19 protein-coding genes are annotated in these 17,052 nt (G+C 35.5%); 13 read left to right on the top strand and 6 right to left on the bottom strand.

All coding sequences use genetic code 11. The features are described 5' to 3' along the window. Positions 1-142: 142 nt before the first annotated feature. The 7 genes from EYB29_RS05770 to EYB29_RS05740 all read left to right on the top strand — a co-directional run bounded on the left by EYB29_RS05770 (position 143) and on the right by EYB29_RS05740 (position 7,006). Positions 143-781 carry a DUF2975 domain-containing protein gene (locus EYB29_RS05770; protein ID WP_026866664.1) on the top strand — a complete coding sequence of 213 codons (639 nt, stop codon included), beginning with the start codon at positions 143-145 and terminating at the stop codon, positions 779-781. 11 nt (positions 782-792) lie between these two features. Next, positions 793-1,005: a helix-turn-helix domain-containing protein gene (locus tag EYB29_RS05765; protein WP_026866665.1), complete on the top strand. Its 213-nt coding sequence runs from the start codon at positions 793-795 to the stop codon at positions 1,003-1,005. 67 nt (positions 1,006-1,072) lie between these two features. After that, positions 1,073-1,918 (top strand): patatin-like phospholipase family protein, encoded by an 846-nt coding sequence (locus EYB29_RS05760; protein WP_026866666.1) that lies wholly within the window; start codon positions 1,073-1,075, stop codon positions 1,916-1,918. A 78-nt stretch (positions 1,919-1,996) separates the two neighbouring features. Beyond that, on the top strand, positions 1,997-2,575 hold the full coding sequence (locus EYB29_RS05755; protein ID WP_026866667.1) for a GNAT family N-acetyltransferase: 579 nt from the start codon (positions 1,997-1,999) through the stop codon (positions 2,573-2,575). A gap of 64 nt (positions 2,576-2,639) precedes the next feature. Beyond that, positions 2,640-3,308, top strand: a complete 669-nt coding sequence (locus EYB29_RS05750) for a GOLPH3/VPS74 family protein (RefSeq protein WP_026866668.1) — start codon at positions 2,640-2,642, stop codon at positions 3,306-3,308. A gap of 224 nt (positions 3,309-3,532) precedes the next feature. Further along, positions 3,533-5,275 carry a purple acid phosphatase family protein gene (locus EYB29_RS05745; RefSeq protein ID WP_051220493.1) on the top strand — a complete coding sequence of 581 codons (1,743 nt, stop codon included), beginning with the start codon at positions 3,533-3,535 and terminating at the stop codon, positions 5,273-5,275. Between the two features lie 201 nt (positions 5,276-5,476). Beyond that, a complete protein-coding gene (locus EYB29_RS05740; protein WP_026866670.1) occupies positions 5,477-7,006 on the top strand; it encodes a Na+/H+ antiporter NhaC family protein in 1,530 nt (509 codons plus the stop codon). 38 nt (positions 7,007-7,044) lie between these two features. Here the strand turns inward: EYB29_RS05740 and EYB29_RS05735 are convergent, their stop codons facing one another. Next, positions 7,045-7,950: an aminoglycoside phosphotransferase family protein gene (locus tag EYB29_RS05735; protein ID WP_051220490.1), complete on the bottom strand. Its 906-nt coding sequence runs from the start codon at positions 7,948-7,950 to the stop codon at positions 7,045-7,047. Between the two features lie 67 nt (positions 7,951-8,017). On the opposite strand from EYB29_RS05735, the gene EYB29_RS05730 reads away from it, so the two are divergent. The 3 genes from EYB29_RS05730 (at position 8,018) to EYB29_RS05720 (ending at position 10,784) form a co-directional block, all read left to right on the top strand. Continuing rightward, a complete protein-coding gene (locus EYB29_RS05730; RefSeq protein ID WP_026866672.1) occupies positions 8,018-8,755 on the top strand; it encodes a DUF429 domain-containing protein in 738 nt (245 codons plus the stop codon). A gap of 69 nt (positions 8,756-8,824) precedes the next feature. Then, positions 8,825-10,063: a M20 family metallo-hydrolase gene (locus tag EYB29_RS05725; protein ID WP_026866673.1), complete on the top strand. Its 1,239-nt coding sequence runs from the start codon at positions 8,825-8,827 to the stop codon at positions 10,061-10,063. Positions 10,064-10,157: 94 nt separating this feature from the next. Further along, positions 10,158-10,784, top strand: a complete 627-nt coding sequence (locus EYB29_RS05720; RefSeq protein ID WP_026866674.1) for an LbetaH domain-containing protein — start codon at positions 10,158-10,160, stop codon at positions 10,782-10,784. Between the two features lie 183 nt (positions 10,785-10,967). On the opposite strand, the gene EYB29_RS05715 is transcribed toward EYB29_RS05720, so the two are convergent. The 4 genes from EYB29_RS05715 to EYB29_RS05700 all read right to left on the bottom strand — a co-directional run bounded on the left by EYB29_RS05715 (position 10,968) and on the right by EYB29_RS05700 (position 13,289). Continuing rightward, on the bottom strand, positions 10,968-11,330 hold the full coding sequence (locus EYB29_RS05715) for a fluoride efflux transporter FluC (RefSeq protein WP_026866675.1): 363 nt from the start codon (positions 11,328-11,330) through the stop codon (positions 10,968-10,970). Further along, positions 11,323-11,688 carry a fluoride efflux transporter FluC gene (locus tag EYB29_RS05710; RefSeq protein ID WP_026866676.1) on the bottom strand — a complete coding sequence of 122 codons (366 nt, stop codon included), beginning with the start codon at positions 11,686-11,688 and terminating at the stop codon, positions 11,323-11,325. Before EYB29_RS05710 ends, EYB29_RS05715 begins: the two co-directional genes overlap by 8 nt. Positions 11,689-11,705: 17 nt before the next feature. Continuing rightward, positions 11,706-12,692 (bottom strand): proline dehydrogenase family protein, encoded by a 987-nt coding sequence (locus EYB29_RS05705; RefSeq protein WP_166626814.1) that lies wholly within the window; start codon positions 12,690-12,692, stop codon positions 11,706-11,708. 93 nt (positions 12,693-12,785) lie between these two features. Beyond that, a complete protein-coding gene (locus EYB29_RS05700) occupies positions 12,786-13,289 on the bottom strand; it encodes a gamma carbonic anhydrase (protein WP_166626813.1) in 504 nt (167 codons plus the stop codon). 79 nt (positions 13,290-13,368) lie between these two features. Here EYB29_RS05700 and EYB29_RS05695 point away from each other — a divergent pair, with 79 nt between their 5' ends. Further along, a complete protein-coding gene (locus tag EYB29_RS05695) occupies positions 13,369-14,178 on the top strand; it encodes an alpha/beta hydrolase (protein WP_166626812.1) in 810 nt (269 codons plus the stop codon). Here EYB29_RS05695 and mnmM read toward each other — a convergent pair. Then, complete coding sequence (gene mnmM, locus EYB29_RS05690; protein WP_166626811.1) at positions 14,175-14,720, bottom strand: tRNA 5-(aminomethyl)-2-thiouridylate-methyltransferase MnmM; 546 nt, start codon at positions 14,718-14,720, stop codon at positions 14,175-14,177. The two genes, EYB29_RS05695 and mnmM, sit on opposite strands and share 4 nt — an antisense overlap. Before the next feature lie 51 nt (positions 14,721-14,771). Between mnmM and EYB29_RS05685 the strand changes: the two genes are divergently transcribed. Next, positions 14,772-15,518 (top strand): ABC transporter ATP-binding protein, encoded by a 747-nt coding sequence (locus EYB29_RS05685; RefSeq protein ID WP_166626810.1) that lies wholly within the window; start codon positions 14,772-14,774, stop codon positions 15,516-15,518. Further along, complete coding sequence (locus tag EYB29_RS05680) at positions 15,493-17,052, top strand: ABC-2 transporter permease (RefSeq protein ID WP_026866681.1); 1,560 nt, start codon at positions 15,493-15,495, stop codon at positions 17,050-17,052. The genes EYB29_RS05685 and EYB29_RS05680 overlap by 26 nt, the downstream gene beginning before the upstream one ends.

The raw sequence follows: 17,052 nt of genomic DNA, 5'->3' as shown, positions 1-17,052 counted from the left end.
TCTCAATAAACGCTTAGCATAGCAATAAATTAATTATATAACACGAATAAAATTAATTATTTAATGATAAACATTAAAAATATATTGATTTAAGTTAAATTTTGTTGTATATTTAAGTTACCAAAAAAACAGGAGGTATATTATGACTAATCAAATCGTTTCACACAAGCGCTTTAAAGCACTAGTTTCTGTTGTGTATGTCATCTCGCTAATCGCATTAATACTTGTAGGTATCGCAACATTGGCAACCTTAGTCGCAAGTTTCGTACTTATTATGGTACCCGTCGATTCATTAATGAATATTTTGAGCAGTATACCCGCAAATTTTACATTTGAAGGAGAAGGGTTTTCACTCGCCATTACAGATGATTTACTATCATCCGTGACTCTAGACAAAACTTTACTTGTTATTACTGCATTTGTTTCAACACTCAGTATCGTACCGATGTTTCTAATTATCTATTTCTTAAATAGATGGTTGAATAATTTACGTAAAGGGGATATCCTTGTTCCCAAAAACAGCAAGTACATTGAGTATATCGGTTATAGTTTCGTATTATTATCACTAATGGAAACACTATTAACTTATTTTTCATCCACTTTAGTGTCGAACGCTTTAGCTATGTCTTCACTACCAGTTGAAGTTGCAGAGTTTCTAAATATTGATAGTACTGTGAGCTTTAACTTCATAACAATTTTTGCAGGTATTCTAATTTGGATTATTGCCAAAACGATGCAATATGGCGCCTTTCTCCAAGATGAATATGATGCAACGGTCTAGGAGGGTGAAAGATGATAGTAGTGAGATTAGATAGAATGCTTGCAGATCGTAAGATGGCTTTAGGTGAACTGGCAGAAAAAGTTGGAATTTCAAATGTTAACTTATCAAACTTAAAAACAGGAAAAGTAAAAGCCATTCGTTTTTCCACCTTAGATGCGATATGTAAAGCTTTGGAGTGCCAACCTGCAGATATTTTAGAATATGTTGAAGATGAATCTGAATAGGTGACCAAGAAATAAATTTTATGATACCTTGTAATTAAATAGATATAAAGACAAGGAGCAATAGGTTATGTCAAAAGCAGGTTTAGTTTTAGAAGGCGGAGCAATGCGAGGCATATATTCTGCTGGGGTACTCGAATGTTTTTTAGAAGACAAGATTAATTTCCAGTATGTCATCGGTGTATCTGCAGGTGCGTGTATGGCTGCTTCTTATCTGTCAGATCAAAGTGGACGTAATAAGCGCGTTAACATTGATTTCGTAAACGATAAACGTTATTTATCGTATAAGAACTTGTTTTTAAAAGGTGAGTTATTTGGCATGGATTTCATATTTGATGAAATTCCCAACAATATTGATCCATTAGATATAAGAAGAATCATCGATGGTCCTGAAGAATTCGTTATTGTAACGACGGATTGTCAGACAGGTGAACCTGTATATTTTAACAAAGACGATTATGATGTGGATACTCTAGGGAGTTGTTTAAGAGCCTCCAGTTCAATTCCATTTTTCGCACAGCCAGTAGATGTCGGGGGTAAAATGATGTTCGACGGCGGAATTTCAGATCCAATTCCACTCGTTAAATCAGAGAGTGATGGTAATGAGAAGAATATTGTTGTTTTGACGAAACCTAGAGGTTACTATAAAAAACCGAGTCGAGCAGCGAGTGTAATATCATATAAAAAGTACCCAAAGATTGATGAGCGTATTAGAGTACGATATAAACATTATAATGAACGTTTAGCATATATTTTTGATGAAGAGAAAAAAGGCAATGTTTTAGTCATTGCACCGAGCGTAGATACAGGTGTCGGTCGTACGACGCGTAATAAAGCAAAACTTGAACAGCTCTATAAGCTCGGTTATAAGGATGCTAAAGCAAAATTGAATGATATAAAATCATTTTTGGTGTAAGTCTCAGTAATACTGGGACTTATTTTTTTGTGTGTTAAAATATAAGAATAAAAATTTGAAATTGAGGGGAAGAAATTAATGGAAATAAGAGCATTTCAACCGACTGATGAACAAGGATGGGTCAGATGTAGAGTATTATCTTTTTTAGATACCCCTTACTTTGACGATGTTCACCCATCTAAAGAACAATATGAAAATAAGGCGATTGAATTGGTCGCAATTAAGGATAACCAAGTTGTGGGTTTAATTGATATAGAATGTGATTCTGAAGATGAAAAAATATGTTCACTCGATGAGGGCATAGGTGGAATGATTTGGCATCTTGCAGTACATCCTGATTATCAAAACCAGGGCATTGGTCTAGCTTTAATGGAACAAGCAGACGTAGAAGCTGCAAAAATTGGCTTAAACTACTTAGAGGCATGGACGAGAGAAGAAGGCAATTCACATCTATGGTTTGAAAGAAATGATTATATTAAAGAAAGTGAATATTATCACTTGTACTTAAGCTATGATGATATGGCACATAATGTGAAACCAGAAGATGATACATTAATACCAATGTATATGTTCGCGCATTATACAGGAGAAAATATTGAGCAGTTTTCCGAGATTGAACGACAATATAAGTGTGTATGTTATGTGAAACAACTTTAAAATTGTTTACTTAAACACCAAGAATGGTAATGATAAATAATAATAATACTCTGGAGGTGTAGATATGTTCACTATAGCAGAAGCTCTCATTCTTTTAGGTACAGATGATGAAAAAGGTACAGCAAATATATCATCTTCCATAGATTACGGCTTAAGTGGGGCGGTACTTGCAGAACTCGCTTTAGAAGAAAAAATAGAATTAGTCGATGATAAGGTAACAGTAATAGATGATTCTCTCACAGATGTATCTTATTTTGATACAGTTATTAAAGAGATCAACGATTCTAAAAGAAAGAAAAAGATGGATCATTGGATTAGTCATTTTGCGAATAATAAAGATGCGCTAAAAACGCCTATTTACTTATCTCTAGTTGACAAGGGAATTCTTAAAGAAGAAGAGAAAACTTCATTATTTATATTTACCTCTAATGTCTATCCAACAATCAATGAAAAGCCAGAGAATCAAATTAGAAATCATGTCAATGATGTAGTATTTAAGGATATGAGTCCAGACCCTAAAATAGCAATGTTATTGTCTCTAATTAAAGCATGTGATCTAGTCAATGAAGTCTTCGGTAAGGAAAATAAAAAAGAAGCAAATAAACGTTTAGATGATATTGTTGAGAATAATGAATATGGGAAACTCGTTTCCAAGTCTATCGAAGATATTGAAGCGGCAATTCTAATTGCAGCAACAACGGCAGTCACAACGACAACGATAATTAATAATTAGATGTACTTTTAAAAAGTTAAGAACCCATCAAAGATGTTACTATCTTCTTTGATGGGTTTCTAATTTTTCCATATTAAGACAACTTTACATAATGTTAAAATGCCATAAATGTTATTTCGTTACACTTGTATTGAAGACAAATACAGGAGGGTATCATTTATGAACATTGTTTTTTACGAGATAGGCAATTTAGCTTAAAATTGGCTATTTTATTAGCAACAGTTATGCTCATTTTTTCAGCGTTATTCGCACCGAGTACACAAGCTGCCGGAGGCGGACAACCAAGTGAATCAACAGAAGAATCTGCTGAGTTTACACCTGAATTAACGGAAGGAAAACCTGAAGTTGCAGAAGTACCTGTAAATAATACACCAAACCGTATTATTACAACTTTCAATGGGGATACATCTTCAGAGATGGCATTCAACTGGTATACAACTGATCAATTTGAAGATGCTAAAGTTTGGGTTTCAAAATCAGGGAATTTTGATGACACTTTAGAATTTGAAGCGACACCAAGTGAAGTAACTTCTCACTATGGTGAACGAGATGCAAATGGAAATTACATATTTGCTCAAGTAAAAGAAGATGAAGAAGTAGAACCTGTTGAAGACGAGAACGGTGAACCTATCATCGAAGGATATTATACTGATGCACAAGCTCACGGTGATGAGTGGATGAACGGAGATTATGGTCACATGGAACTGACAGATGTGACTGAATACTCATACAAAGCGACTGCAACAGGTCTTGAGCCAAATACAGACTACTATTACTATGTCGGTAGTGAGTCTGGTGAAATTAGTGAAACTGGAACGTTTAAAACATCTGGACAAGCTGGAGACCCATTCAAGTTTGTTCACTATACAGATACACAAAATGCATTCTGGAATGAAAATGTAAGAAATGAAGCGGCGTTTGGGGCAAATACTTTAATGAATGCACTACAAACTGCTGGTGATGCAGACTTCGTACTTCACACTGGTGATGTTGTAGAAGTCGCTGAAGTAGAAGATGAATGGATAGACCTATTTGAACAATCTCGTCCTTATTTTATGCAAGCTGCGATGTCGGTTGCAGCAGGTAACCATGATGAGTATGCCTTAAATTATGGTGACGATCCACTTACTGAGAAATTTAATGAACATATTAATGTTCCTGTAACGAACGATAAAGTCGACGGCGGTTCATATTATTCAATGGACTATAACGGCGTGCACTTTGTAACTTTAAATACAAATGACAACAAAGAATCAGAAGATAATCCAGAAGGTAAAGCAATCGGTGAAGAACAGATGGCTTGGTTACGTGAAGATGTAGAACAAGCACGTGCCAATGGAGCGGAGTGGATTGTGCTTAATTATCATAAGCCACTTTACTCTAAGTCTTATCACTCACTACAAGATGAAGATGTTCAGAAAGTCAGAGAAGAATTAACAGCTCTAATTGATGAACTGGATATTGATTTAGGACTACAAGGACACGACCATGTTATCTCTAGAACACATTCATTAACACATGTACCAAGTGATGAAAACTTCTCTAATGCTGAAGTTGAGGATGTTAACACTTTTGTAGGGGATAACGGAGTAGAATATATGGAAAATCCTGATGGTACGGTATATGTTCTACCTAACACAGGTGGTACTAAAGAATATGACGATGTTTATTCTAAAGGTGTAGATCACTTACACGAAGTTAGACCAGATCTTGATTGGATGACAGAAGAAGATGTAGACTATTACAATAGCTTATTCGGATTTGGTGGCCAACCTCAAGAAACTGATGCCTTTGAAGATTCACATTCAAACAATCGTGATTCATCAAGTCAGAACTTCGCAATATATGAAGTTGAAGGCAACGAGATGATTGTAAGTATGTATCAGTTAAGTGGAGATTTCTTATTAGGTGAGGAAAGAACTGTAGAACTCGTAGATCAATTCGGAATACAAAATGGTGGAGAATAAAATAACATAATGAATTATTTTGGCTAGCGTGAAAATCTTGAAATTCAGATTTTCACGCTATTTTTGTATTATTTTAGAAGAATACAGGTAGATGAATGATGACACTGTCACGATTAGTGAAAATTTAAAATTAATGTTTTCATTACTAGCACACTAAGGTATGATTAGAAATTATAATATAAATATAGAAGGTGTATATAAGTGGAATATGGGCTATTATCGTTGTTACCACCTTTATTAGCGATTATTATTGCGATTTTAACGAAGCAAACAGTGGTCGCTTTATTTTTAGGTGTATGGTTTGGTGCAACAGTAATTAACAATTGGAATCCTGTTTTAGGTTTTACATATACGATTAATGATGTCATGGTCCCGTCTATTGCGGATTCATGGAATGCTGCGTTAATTCTACTCGTAGTCTTTACAGGAGGTTTCATTAATATTTTGAGGAAAACTGGGGCAGGACAAGCCTTTGCGGAATTTACAACTAAAAAGGTGAATACACGTAAAAAAGGACAGAACTTCGTATTTGGGAGCGCCTTTCTATTTTCCTACACAGAGCCGGTACTAATTTTAGGTACAATTACGCGCCCAGTAACAGATAAGTTAAACATTTCTAGAGTGAAACTAGCTTACATAATTGACTCAATGGGTAGTCCCTTAGCAGCTATGTCACCGATTAGTGTTTACGGTCCATTTATTACTGGAATTATCGGAACGCAGTTAACGGCTTTAGCTTTAACAGATAATCCATGGACCTTATTTGTACAGATGATTCCATTTAATCTATATGGAATATTTGCGATTATCGGAGTCTTGTTCGTTATTAACATGAACTTAGATATCGGTCCAATGTATAAGGCTGAAAAACGTGCCATTGATACAGGGAAATTATATGGTGACAATGACAAACTTATGATTAACGCAGATGAAGACCAAGACGATCAACAACCAGCAGATATCTTCTCATTCGTTATTCCTTTACTCTTACTTTTCACAGGAATATTTGGTGTAATCTTTTGGACAGGTGATATCGCTACGAATGGTTTTGTAGATGCTTTCTTGAATGCAAACATCATATTTGCAATAACGACTGGCTTTTTCTTAGGTAGTGTCGGAGCAATGGTTTATGCAATACTTCGCTATAAAATGTCTTTACAAACATTGTTAAACGACTGGGTAGATGGCTTTATGCAAGTGATGATTGTACCTGTAATTTTAGTGATGGCTTGGTCCATAGGTGGGATTGCGACAACTATGGGCTTAGGTGAAGTCCTTGCACACTATGTTGGAAGTTTCTTACCTGGATTTATTGTACCAGTGGTTATCTTTATTTTAGGTGCCTTAATTTCCTTTGCAACTGGTAGCTCATGGGGTGTATTCTCCATCATGATCCCAATTGCAATTCCAATGGCAAACGAACTTGATATGAGTTTAGCACTCGCTATAGGTGCATCAATATCTGGCGGACTCTTTGGAGATCACTGTTCACCGATTTCTGATACAAGTATCATGTCATCAACAGGTGCAGCAGCTGACCACATGGAGCACATTAGAACGCAGTTACCGTATGCATTAATTATTGCATTATCAGCAGCAAGTGGGTTCCTAATGACAGGTTTCACAGAAAACTCTATTTTAGGTATCATCACGACTGCTGCAGTGCTCGTCGGAATATTATTCACCTTGAATAGACGAGCAAAATCTAAAGATAAAACAGTTGAAATATAAGATAAAAGCCTTGAAATCAATAGATTTCAAGGCATTTTTTATGAAATATACCATGAGGGTATATAAGTATTAAAATTATCGTACCAAGTTAGTATCTGTTTAGCCTGAACTTTCATGACTTCAATTTGCTTATCTCCAAATGGAACTGCCCATGGTAATGAGGATAAAGTATTATTTGAAATATAAAGGATGAGTAAGTCCCAAAATATACTTGGAATATTATTATTAAAATAACCATCTACTCGACCACTGGCAAAATAAGAGCTGACCCCAGCACACCATACGATTCTATTAAATTCTTCATAAGGGTCACCAGTATCGTGACGGTCAAAATCAATAATATATATTTGACCTTTGTCATTTATTAACAGATTACCAACATGAAAGTCTCCGTGATGTTGGACGATAGGTGAATCCTTTAAAAGATAACGACGACTCTCAACAGCTTCTATAAATAAATCGCCATTTTCAAATTTAATATCACATTCTTCATAGGCCTTAATCTTTTTATCAATCTTTTTATTAAACCTATTTTCCCACCTATCTTCACTAAATAAATTCATCTCAAAATCATGAATGTGTCTTAAAATCTCACCAGCTTGAAGACCAATTTCGTATTGTTTTTCTTTTGATAAGGTCGGCAATACTACTTCTAAATCACGACCCTCAATCCAAGTCGTTAACAGATAATATTGTGTTTCTGAAAATTCTCCATGATCAATAACTTGATGTGTACGGATATTATTTGCCTTTGCTTGTTTTAAAAGAGAAATCATTTGAAGCATTCGTGCTTTATTTTTAATTGAAGTCAGTCTTAAAAGAAATTTGTCCCTACTCGTTTTTACTACATATTTACTATCGTCGGAAAAGCCCTTATCCAAAATTTCTACTTCTTGAATTTCTTCTATACTTAACAATACTTGAAGTTGTTTTATATTCAACATGAAAACTGCTCCAATCTGATTAGTGCTATAATTTTACCATAGATTAATCAGACGAAAGGGTAATATTATGAAGTACATCGGTGTGGATCTTGCTTGGACTTATAACAATGAAACAGGTATATGTGTCATCGACCATATAGGAAGAGTAGAATTTCTGGAATCTAAAATTTTTACTGATGAAGAAATAGTAGAAATGATTCAATTAGAGAGTAAATATGAATTAATGATTGGAATAGATGCGCCCTTAATTGTGAACAATGAAGGTGGTTCAAGGGATGCTGAGCGGTCACTATTAAAATCTAGAATCAATGGCTATAGAGTATATGCATTCAATTCTAACCGAACATTTTTAGAAAAGACTTTTAAAAGTATTAGAGGAGAGACGGTGAGTCATTTACTAGTGGATCAAATCCCAAATACATCTATAGGTCAAAAAAATTTTCACACGATTCAGGAGACTTTTCCAACCGGTATCTGTGCAGGCTTATTCCCAAATATCTACCCTGTGAATTATAAAAGAAAGAAAGGTATGACTTTTTCAGAGTCCCTTGACCGTATGGAAACCTTAATCAATGAAATAAAAAAATTTGAGGTACGTAGTATGATAAGTGGCTTCTCTGAAGTTTACCAGTATGATCGAAAAGATATGTCCGTTAAACATTATAAACATCTGGAAGATAAGATGGATGCCTTTTTATGCGCCTTAGCGATGTACTTAATTGATAACAACTATGCTTATGAACATAATTTTGGCAGTCTAGGAGAAGGATGTATTATCATTCCGGAACTAAAAATACAATTATAGTATTATATATTGATATAGTTGAAGTAAGAAGTCGTTTTGACAACTTATATAAGAAAAGGGGCTTAACAAATGGAGCATTTAAGAATAAATAAGGAAAGATTGTTAGATAGAATTAAGACATTGAGTAAAGTTGGAAGAAACGATGAGGGCCAATTAGTCAGGCTTGCTTTAACGGATGAGGACAAAGCGGGTAGAGATTTACTAAAATCTTGGTTTGAGTCATTAGGGTTAATTGTCCAATTGGATCAATTTGGTAATATGTTTGCAACTTGGCAGACTGATGAAAACAAAGATCAAAAACCATTGATGATAGGATCTCATATAGATTCAGTGATTGATGCGGGTATTTATGACGGTGTGCTTGGAGTGCTTTCGGGTCTTGAAGTCGTAGAGACTTTAAAAGAAAATCATTTTAAATCTCCTAGACCCATTACCATTGTTGCATTTACAAATGAAGAAGGTGTTAGATTTCCACCAAGTATGCTCGGTTCTTTAGTTTACTCTGGTGATCTAAACATTGATAAAGCACTCGATACAATCGGCATGGATGGAATGCGTATGGGTGATGAACTAGAGCGCATCGGCTATAAAGGGGACAATGAACCCGGCTTTATTAAACCCGAGTGGTATCTTGAACTTCACATAGAGCAAGGGCCGATTTTAGAGAAAGAGAATGTACAGATTGGTGCAGTATATAATTTACAAGGGAATTCTAGAAGGGAAATCATTTTTACTGGTGAAGCAAACCACGCAGGGTCAACACCGAATTATTTAAGAAAAGATCCAATGCAGGCTTTTGCATATTTTTCATCGAGATTATATAACTACATAAATGATAATAAATTGGCAACAGTTGCAACGATCGGCTCAATTCAATTAGAACCCAATGCTGCAACGATCATTCCATCTAAAGTGACCTTTACTTTAGATATGAGAAGCCCTGAAGATGAAGGGTTTAATGAAGCACAAGAATTTGTTAGAGGGTTATTAAAAGAAATTGAGGCACAGGGTGAAATTGGTGTAAAGGCAACAGAATTTGCCATTTTTGAGCCAGTTGTGTTTGACGAAATGCTAGGGGATACAATTACGGAGTCAGCTAGGGATTTGAATTTAACTGTTAAAAGAATGATTTCAGGTGCTGGTCATGATGCTCAAATGATTAACAGAATTGCACCATCAGCCATGATTTTTGTGCCTAGTAAAGATGGTGTGAGTCATAATCCATTGGAATATACTTCCGATGAGGAAATTGATGATGGTGCGAATGTGCTTTTAAAAACGTCTATGAATCTTTTATCGAAAAAATAATTTAACTGTAATTACATGATATTCACGACACCTTTACAATGTTCAACTTGGCAACAAGTTAAGATATAAGAAAGCGAACTTGTGGAGGGTCAAGATGAATATTTCAGATAAGCAATTGGGTCATGAAGTTACAGTACATGATCACGCTAAGATTACTAACAGTGAGTTTGGAATTTACACTGAAGTTGGTATGTATAATTTTCTAGAGAATAGTACTTTTGGAGATTTTTCTTATACAGGACAATTTTGCTTCGTGCAAAACACAGAGATCGGGAAGTATTCTAACATTGCAGCAATGGTGAGAATCGGGCCGACGGATCACCCCTATGAGAGACCAACCTTACATCACTTTACTTATAGAAGAAAAATGTACGGCTTTAGTGACACGGATGATGAGCAGTTTTTTGAGCATAGAGAAAGTCGTAAAACAGTTATTGGTCATGACACGTGGATTGGGCATGGTGCAATCATTTCCCCAGAAGTGACCATCGGTCACGGTGCTGTGATTGGCGCAGGTGCAGTGGTGACAAAAGATGTAGAACCCTATGCAATTGTTGTCGGTGTTCCGGGTAAACAAATTAAGAAGCGGTTTAGCGATGATATCATTGAAAAATTACTGAAAATAGAATGGTGGCACTGGTCATATGACAAAGTAAAAGAAAATCTTGATGACTTTTACTTACCAATCGAAGAATTTGTGAATAAACACTATGAAGACTAGAAAAAGTGGATGAAGCTTCTTATTATAAGAAGCTTCATTTACTTTCATATTGAGCATATATTTTTTTGATGTTGCTCCTTTAAGAGTATAGGGGTCTAACGTCATTTTGACGTTGAGCTTCAAAGTGCCTTGGAGTCTAACACTATTTTGGCGTTGATTCCCTGACTCCCACAACCAACTAAATCAAACAAACATATTACCCACAATTAAACCAAAAGCAATACCAGCGAGTGTGAAGAAGATGCTGGCTAGGGAGTATTTAAAGAATAGAACGGTTTTCTTTTCTCTCAACAAGTCGAATTGGTCTAAGGCGAACTGGGAATAGGTTGTGAATCCGCCTAAAAATCCTGTTGTGATGACGAAGTAGTACTGTGAATTTGCGAGTAAGATCATAGCGGATAAGCCCATCAAAAATGAGCCTATAACATTGACTGCGAGTGTACTGAATGGTATTTCTTTTTCTTTGAACACGCTTAAATTCGAAATGTATACGCGCAAGCAAGCACCAAGTGCTGCAGCGACGAGCATGGTAATTAAATTAATCATTGACCTTTTTCCCTCCTAGAGTGAATCCTAAAAAGACTGCGATTAGCCCTAGGAAAAGATTAATTGCTAAATAAACCATGAAAACCAAATAATCCCCATAAGACAACAGGAGATATTGTTCATAAGACAACAGTGAAAAAGTCGTAAAGCTACCTAAGAATCCTTTAATCCAAAATGCAGTTTTACCAGCACTCATGTCTTTTGCGATTAGAAAACCAATCAACAAGGCACCAGCGATATTTACGATTAAAGTCCCTGTGAAAAAGGGGAGGGCGAGGTTTAGAGTTCCGATTGACAATAAAAAGCGTAGGAGTGCACCGAGCATTGCACCTACGCCTATTTTTATATAATTATTCATAAAAATCCTATCTTTATTTATTTTTTAAGTAATTTCACGAGACCAGAAACCACAATTAGGGCAGCGACACCGATGGCACCTGCTCTAAAGCGTTTGCTCTTCGTCACTGACTTCACGACTAGGTTTAAGTTTTGAGGTCTCTCAGCTAAACGTCTCATGAAGTATGCATACCAATCCGTACCAAATGGTACATACACACACATGTTATAGCCGCGTTTTACTAACTCTTCTTGATATTCCTTACGGAAACCATATAGCATTTGGAATTCAAATTTATCTTTTGGGATATTCTGAGTTTCAATAAAACGAATCGATTTTTCTATAATGTTATGATCATGTGTTGCAATTGATGTAAAACCTTCACCTTCAACTAAATGTGTTTTAATAATTTCAAAGAACGATTGATCAATGTCATTTTTTGACTGATACGCCAAAGTTGTCGGCTCTTTATAGGCACCTTTAACTAAGCGAATGCGCTGATCTTTATATTTTCTTACATCTTTCTTCGCATCATAAAAATATGCTTGAATGACTGTACCTACATTATCAAATTCTTTAAGTAACTTATCGAGAATTCTCATAGATGGTTCTTTGGATACATAATTCTCCATATCCAAGTTAACGAACATATCCGTTTTCTTAGCAGCTTCAATAATCTCTCTTATATTTTGGTAGCAAAATTCTTCATCTATATGCAATCCAATTTGAGAAAGTTTTACCGAAGGGTAGGCACTTGCACCTTTATCTTGTACTGCTTTAATCATTTTTATTATGTTATTTTTCTCTGTAGTTGCCTCTGACTTATCAGAAATAAACTCACCAAGGTTATCAAATGTAACATTCATACCTTGGTTGTTGATGTCATTTATACATTTAAGTGTATCTTCAACACCAGTTCCGCCAACGACTTTTTGTGCGCCAAAGCGTAACCCCATCTGCTTTGATGCGTCGTTTAAAACCTTATTTTCTGATAAACCAATAAATATGTCTCTTACTACTCCCATACTAATCCTCCTACAAGTAAAGCGTTTTCTTTTTATTGTTTAAAGCTATTATATATCCTTTTATAATATATTTGGTGTAAAAACTTTAAATTTTTAATTTTTATAATTTGGAATGTGACCAACGTATGTCTCGTTGATTCTCTTCATCTCTTCTATTTCTTCTTCTGTGAGTTCTCGCACAACTTTTGCAGGACGTCCAAAAGCCATGGTATTTGGAGGAATGACTGTACCACCTGTGACTAAGGAGCCAGCACCTATAAAGGCATTTTCTCCAATAACAGCTTCATCAAGTATTGTTGAATCCATACCGACTAGTGCGCCTTTTTTAACTGTACAGCTGTGAAGGGTCACCTTATGACCAATCGTGACATTGTCTTCTAATGTCAGAGGTAGTCCTGGTGTTTGATGTAAGATAGAAAGGTCTTGAACATTAGTGTAATTTCCGATACGAACTGGTGCGATATCACCACGGATAACAGAACCGAAAAATACTGAAGAAAATTCTCCAATTTCAACATCACCGATAACGGTTGCATTTGGCGCAATAAAAGCATTGTCACTAATCTTTGGGCTGTGATTTTTGTAATCATGTATCATTTTAAATTTCCTTTCTTTTATGGAATGTTATAATGATTTCATCATATCAAATTTTAATTTTTTTGTAAGGAGCCAGCATATGTGGAAGTGGGAAACTGAAAATGAAGCTAAGGGTGCTGTTGTTATCGTTCATGACTTATTAGAACATCATGAATATTACGATGCACTTACAGTCAAGCTTCGCCGAGATGGTTATCATGTCATCATTGGGGATTTACCAGGACATGGTCAAACGACGCGTGTAAATAAAGGGCATATTAATAATTTTGATCAATATACAGAACGTATCGCTGAATGGCATAACCTTGCCTTAGATTATGAGTTACCAACTTTTGTCATTGGCCAGGGCTTAGGTGGCTTGATTGCGATTGAAGCCACTCGGCAAGGAAGAATTCAGCCAGACGGATTAATCCTTTTAAATCCTCTCTTATCATTTAAACAATCATTCATGAATAGAAAAAATACTATTTTAACGAGTGTGCGTATGACGAGTGATGAAACAAGGTTTAATCCAGGGATTAAATTATCTTATTTTACTGAGGATAAAAACTTCCTAAACCGCTATAAAAAAGATGAACTTATCGTCGATAAGGTGAGTTATCAGTGGTATAAGACTGTCATCAATCAGATGAAGGAAACATCAGAGACTATGGAAGAAGTCGGTGATGTACCAATCCTATGCATCATGACAGATGACAATCAAATTATAAACCCATACTTATCAGCTAAGTATATGAAGCGTAACTTATCAGCTGATTTTAGATTTATAATGATGGAATCCAATGAACATAGTATTTTCCAACGTGAAGATATTGAATATCCATATTATCTCTTAGACCAGTTTATAAATACACAGCTCTTTAGTATCGGTTTAATTCCTAAAAACTAGGCTGATTTTTCTATCAGTAATAAGAACGGTGCATGATTTTTTTGGTTGATATATTTATATTCTAAAACTTGGCATGTATCTTGAGGCCACTTACTCAGTTCATTAATGAGTTGATCACGTTCTATTTTGCCGCTCTCATGTCCATGGTAGACCACAATGGCAATTCTGCCACCAACACTTAACAGGGTGAATAATTTATTAAGAGCGGTAACGGTGGTCTCAGGGATGGTTGTAATTGATTTACTTCCACCTGGGAGATAGCCGAGATTAAAGATTGCAGCTTTGATATTTTCTTGGATATATTGATCGACATTTTCATGACCATCTTGAATGAAGTGTATATTTGGTGCTGGATATTTTTCTTTAGCTTTTAAAATGGCATCTTTTTGTATGTCAAAGCTATAGACGGTGCCCTTAGGTACAAGAGACGATAAGAAATGACTATCATGGCCATTGCCACATGTCGCATCGACGACAAGGTCTGTCGGCTCAATAATTTCTTCTATATATTCTTTAGCAGTTGGTAGAATTTTTTTAAGCATAGTTTCATCCTTTCTCCTATTAATTTTATCACAAGAAATGAGGCACTTAGTATGATCGAAGTCACTCAGCTTTCAAAAAAATATGGTGACAAGATAGCGGTCAATGATATTGACTTCAACGTCAAAAGTGGGGAGTTGTTTGCCTACCTTGGACCCAATGGATCAGGGAAGTCTACAACAATTAAAATGTTGACCGGCTTAGTTGAACCCACAAGCGGTATGATCGAAATATTTGGTAGTAAGATGGATTTAAATCAAGTAGATATAAAAAGACGGATGAGTTTTGTCCCAGATACACCGGATATTATGGGGAAATTGACAGGTTCTGAATACTTGAACTTTATTGCTAGTGTCTATCAGATGGATGAAGTGGTTTATGAGAATAAACGAGACGAACTAACAAAAATGTTTGAAATTGATCAGGCACTTGGTACCTTAGTTGAGGAATATTCTCACGGTATGCGTCAAAAACTTGTCTTAACCGCTGCTCTCATGCATTCTCCTGAACTTTTATTCTTAGATGAACCGACAGTTGGACTCGACCCAAAGAGTAACCGTCTTTTAAAGGATTATTTAAAGGCCTATGTAAAAGCGGGTAACACGGTATTTCTAACCACACATACTTTAAGTTTAGCTGAAGAAATTGCAGATAGAATATGTATTATATATAATGGTGAGATTAAAATTACAGGGACACTAGAAGAGTTAAAAGATGGTAGTCAGGGTAGTCTAGAAGACATCTTCTTAAGTTTAACAGGTGGTGAAAAAGAAGATGCTAAAGCAGATACTGAAGCTTGAAACTAAATCTAAAATTAATTATCTCAAAGCCCTAGATACATCTAAAATACTCGTTTATGTTATTTTGGCTTTCATTATAATGATGGTGCTCTTGCCAATGATGTGGATGCTCATGAGTACATTCTTTATTAATGCAGAAGAAAGCTTGATTCCAAAAGCACTCATACTGCTCAGTTTAGCTGTACTCATCATACATGCTCTGTTCTTAGTCAACGGCATTATTAAAGAGATGTTTATGGACAAAAATATAGAATCCTATTTACTATTACCGATAAAACCAACTCATCTTTTTACGGCGAAGATGATTATACAATACGGCTTTAAAGTTTTCCCAATAAATTTAATTTTAGCAGTCATCGTTGGTGCTGCACTTACGATACGCTATAGTCATCCAGTGATACTCCTCAATAGTTTGATGTACTTTGTTGCACTTGGTGTACTAACCATAGCAGTATCTTATGGTTTGGTCTTTCTAGTGACTAAGATATCTTCTGCAAAAAGAGTAGGTGAGATTTTAACCCTTGTAGGCGGTTTTGCATCAGTACTACCATTTTTTATAATGACAATAGGTGGTCAGTACTTGATTCAAACTATAGAAATGATGCCAGAAATCAATTTTTTATATGCGGGATATCTTTATAAACCGTCACTAATAATGACCATAGTCGTAAACATCGCTCTCGTTTTACTGATTACAGCTTTAGTTCGTTTGACTGTTTCCAGTGTGACCCAAGCCTTCATTAAAGGGAATGTTAATGATAATGTGAATAGATACCATGGCAGTGTGAAAACGACTGTGGATCATCCAATAAAATCTCTAATTAAAAAAGATTTAAAACTGACCTTTCGTGACTTTAAGGAATGGTCTGTCGTCTTACCACAGTATTTATTTCCATTCATATTTCTATATTTAGTCGCCGCTAATCCTGTCATGTTTGGTGGGGTATTGAACCCAGATCAGGTTATAATTGCTATAGGTTTTGCAGGCGCTGTGATGATTTCACTTTTTGTGTCCGCGATGAACACCGCAAGAGACGCGAGTCATTATCAGTTTTTAAAGCTCTTACCAGTAAATGGATTGACTTTAATGCGTGCAAAGTATTTATATAATGTCATCACTATTCTACCGGTTTATGTAGTGCTCAGTGTTGTAATTTACTTCATTATTACACCGACATTGGCAGCCTTAATGTATACGATAATACTCTCAATTTTAACTGTCCTAACGGTTATACCCATAGGCATGGTAATCGGTTTAATGAGTCCAGTAGTCTCTAAAAAGAGCCCTGCCAACCGATTAGATACTGCGAGTAATGTGATTATTACAACAACCATTTTTGTCCTGGTTTTAGCCGTTGGTCGTATTTCGAGTTTAGTGTTTGAAGTTGTTGATGGTAATAATGTCATCAATCATCAAGCGATGTTTACTCTATTGATTTCCCTAACAGTACTATGTCTTGTTCTCGCTTATTTCTGTATTAGGAAAACTGCTAAGAAGCATAATGAGGGTTACAAAATAACTTATAAGGACTGA

The organism is Jeotgalicoccus sp. S0W5 (genome assembly GCF_011634875.1).
In the GTDB taxonomy this organism is placed as follows: Bacteria; Bacillota; Bacilli; order Staphylococcales; family Salinicoccaceae; genus Jeotgalicoccus; species Jeotgalicoccus marinus.
Note: the sequence above shows the minus strand (reverse complement) of the source record. Positions and strands in the feature narration are given on the sequence as shown.

Bases quoted from the DNA above. Each gene is read 5' to 3' on its own strand.
- EYB29_RS05755 (WP_026866667.1), top strand. From the start codon at position 1,997: ATGGAAATAAGAGCATTTCAACCGACTGATGAACAAGGATGGGTCAGA.
- EYB29_RS05710 (WP_026866676.1), bottom strand. From the start codon at position 11,688: ATGAATAATTATATAAAAATAGGCGTAGGTGCAATGCTCGGTGCACTC.
- EYB29_RS05700 (WP_166626813.1), bottom strand. From the start codon at position 13,289: ATGATACATGATTACAAAAATCACAGCCCAAAGATTAGTGACAATGCT.
- EYB29_RS05730 (WP_026866672.1), top strand. From the start codon at position 8,018: ATGAAGTACATCGGTGTGGATCTTGCTTGGACTTATAACAATGAAACA.
- EYB29_RS05725 (WP_026866673.1), top strand. From the start codon at position 8,825: ATGGAGCATTTAAGAATAAATAAGGAAAGATTGTTAGATAGAATTAAG.
- EYB29_RS05765 (WP_026866665.1), top strand. From the start codon at position 793: ATGATAGTAGTGAGATTAGATAGAATGCTTGCAGATCGTAAGATGGCT.
- EYB29_RS05760 (WP_026866666.1), top strand. From the start codon at position 1,073: ATGTCAAAAGCAGGTTTAGTTTTAGAAGGCGGAGCAATGCGAGGCATA.
- EYB29_RS05685 (WP_166626810.1), top strand. From the start codon at position 14,772: ATGATCGAAGTCACTCAGCTTTCAAAAAAATATGGTGACAAGATAGCG.
- EYB29_RS05735 (WP_051220490.1), bottom strand. From the start codon at position 7,950: ATGTTGAATATAAAACAACTTCAAGTATTGTTAAGTATAGAAGAAATT.
- EYB29_RS05720 (WP_026866674.1), top strand. From the start codon at position 10,158: ATGAATATTTCAGATAAGCAATTGGGTCATGAAGTTACAGTACATGAT.
- EYB29_RS05715 (WP_026866675.1), bottom strand. From the start codon at position 11,330: ATGATTAATTTAATTACCATGCTCGTCGCTGCAGCACTTGGTGCTTGC.
- EYB29_RS05750 (WP_026866668.1), top strand. From the start codon at position 2,640: ATGTTCACTATAGCAGAAGCTCTCATTCTTTTAGGTACAGATGATGAA.
- EYB29_RS05770 (WP_026866664.1), top strand. From the start codon at position 143: ATGACTAATCAAATCGTTTCACACAAGCGCTTTAAAGCACTAGTTTCT.
- EYB29_RS05680 (WP_026866681.1), top strand. From the start codon at position 15,493: ATGCTAAAGCAGATACTGAAGCTTGAAACTAAATCTAAAATTAATTAT.
- mnmM (WP_166626811.1), bottom strand. From the start codon at position 14,720: ATGCTTAAAAAAATTCTACCAACTGCTAAAGAATATATAGAAGAAATT.
- EYB29_RS05705 (WP_166626814.1), bottom strand. From the start codon at position 12,692: ATGGGAGTAGTAAGAGACATATTTATTGGTTTATCAGAAAATAAGGTT.
- EYB29_RS05745 (WP_051220493.1), top strand. From the start codon at position 3,533: ATGCTCATTTTTTCAGCGTTATTCGCACCGAGTACACAAGCTGCCGGA.
- EYB29_RS05695 (WP_166626812.1), top strand. From the start codon at position 13,369: ATGTGGAAGTGGGAAACTGAAAATGAAGCTAAGGGTGCTGTTGTTATC.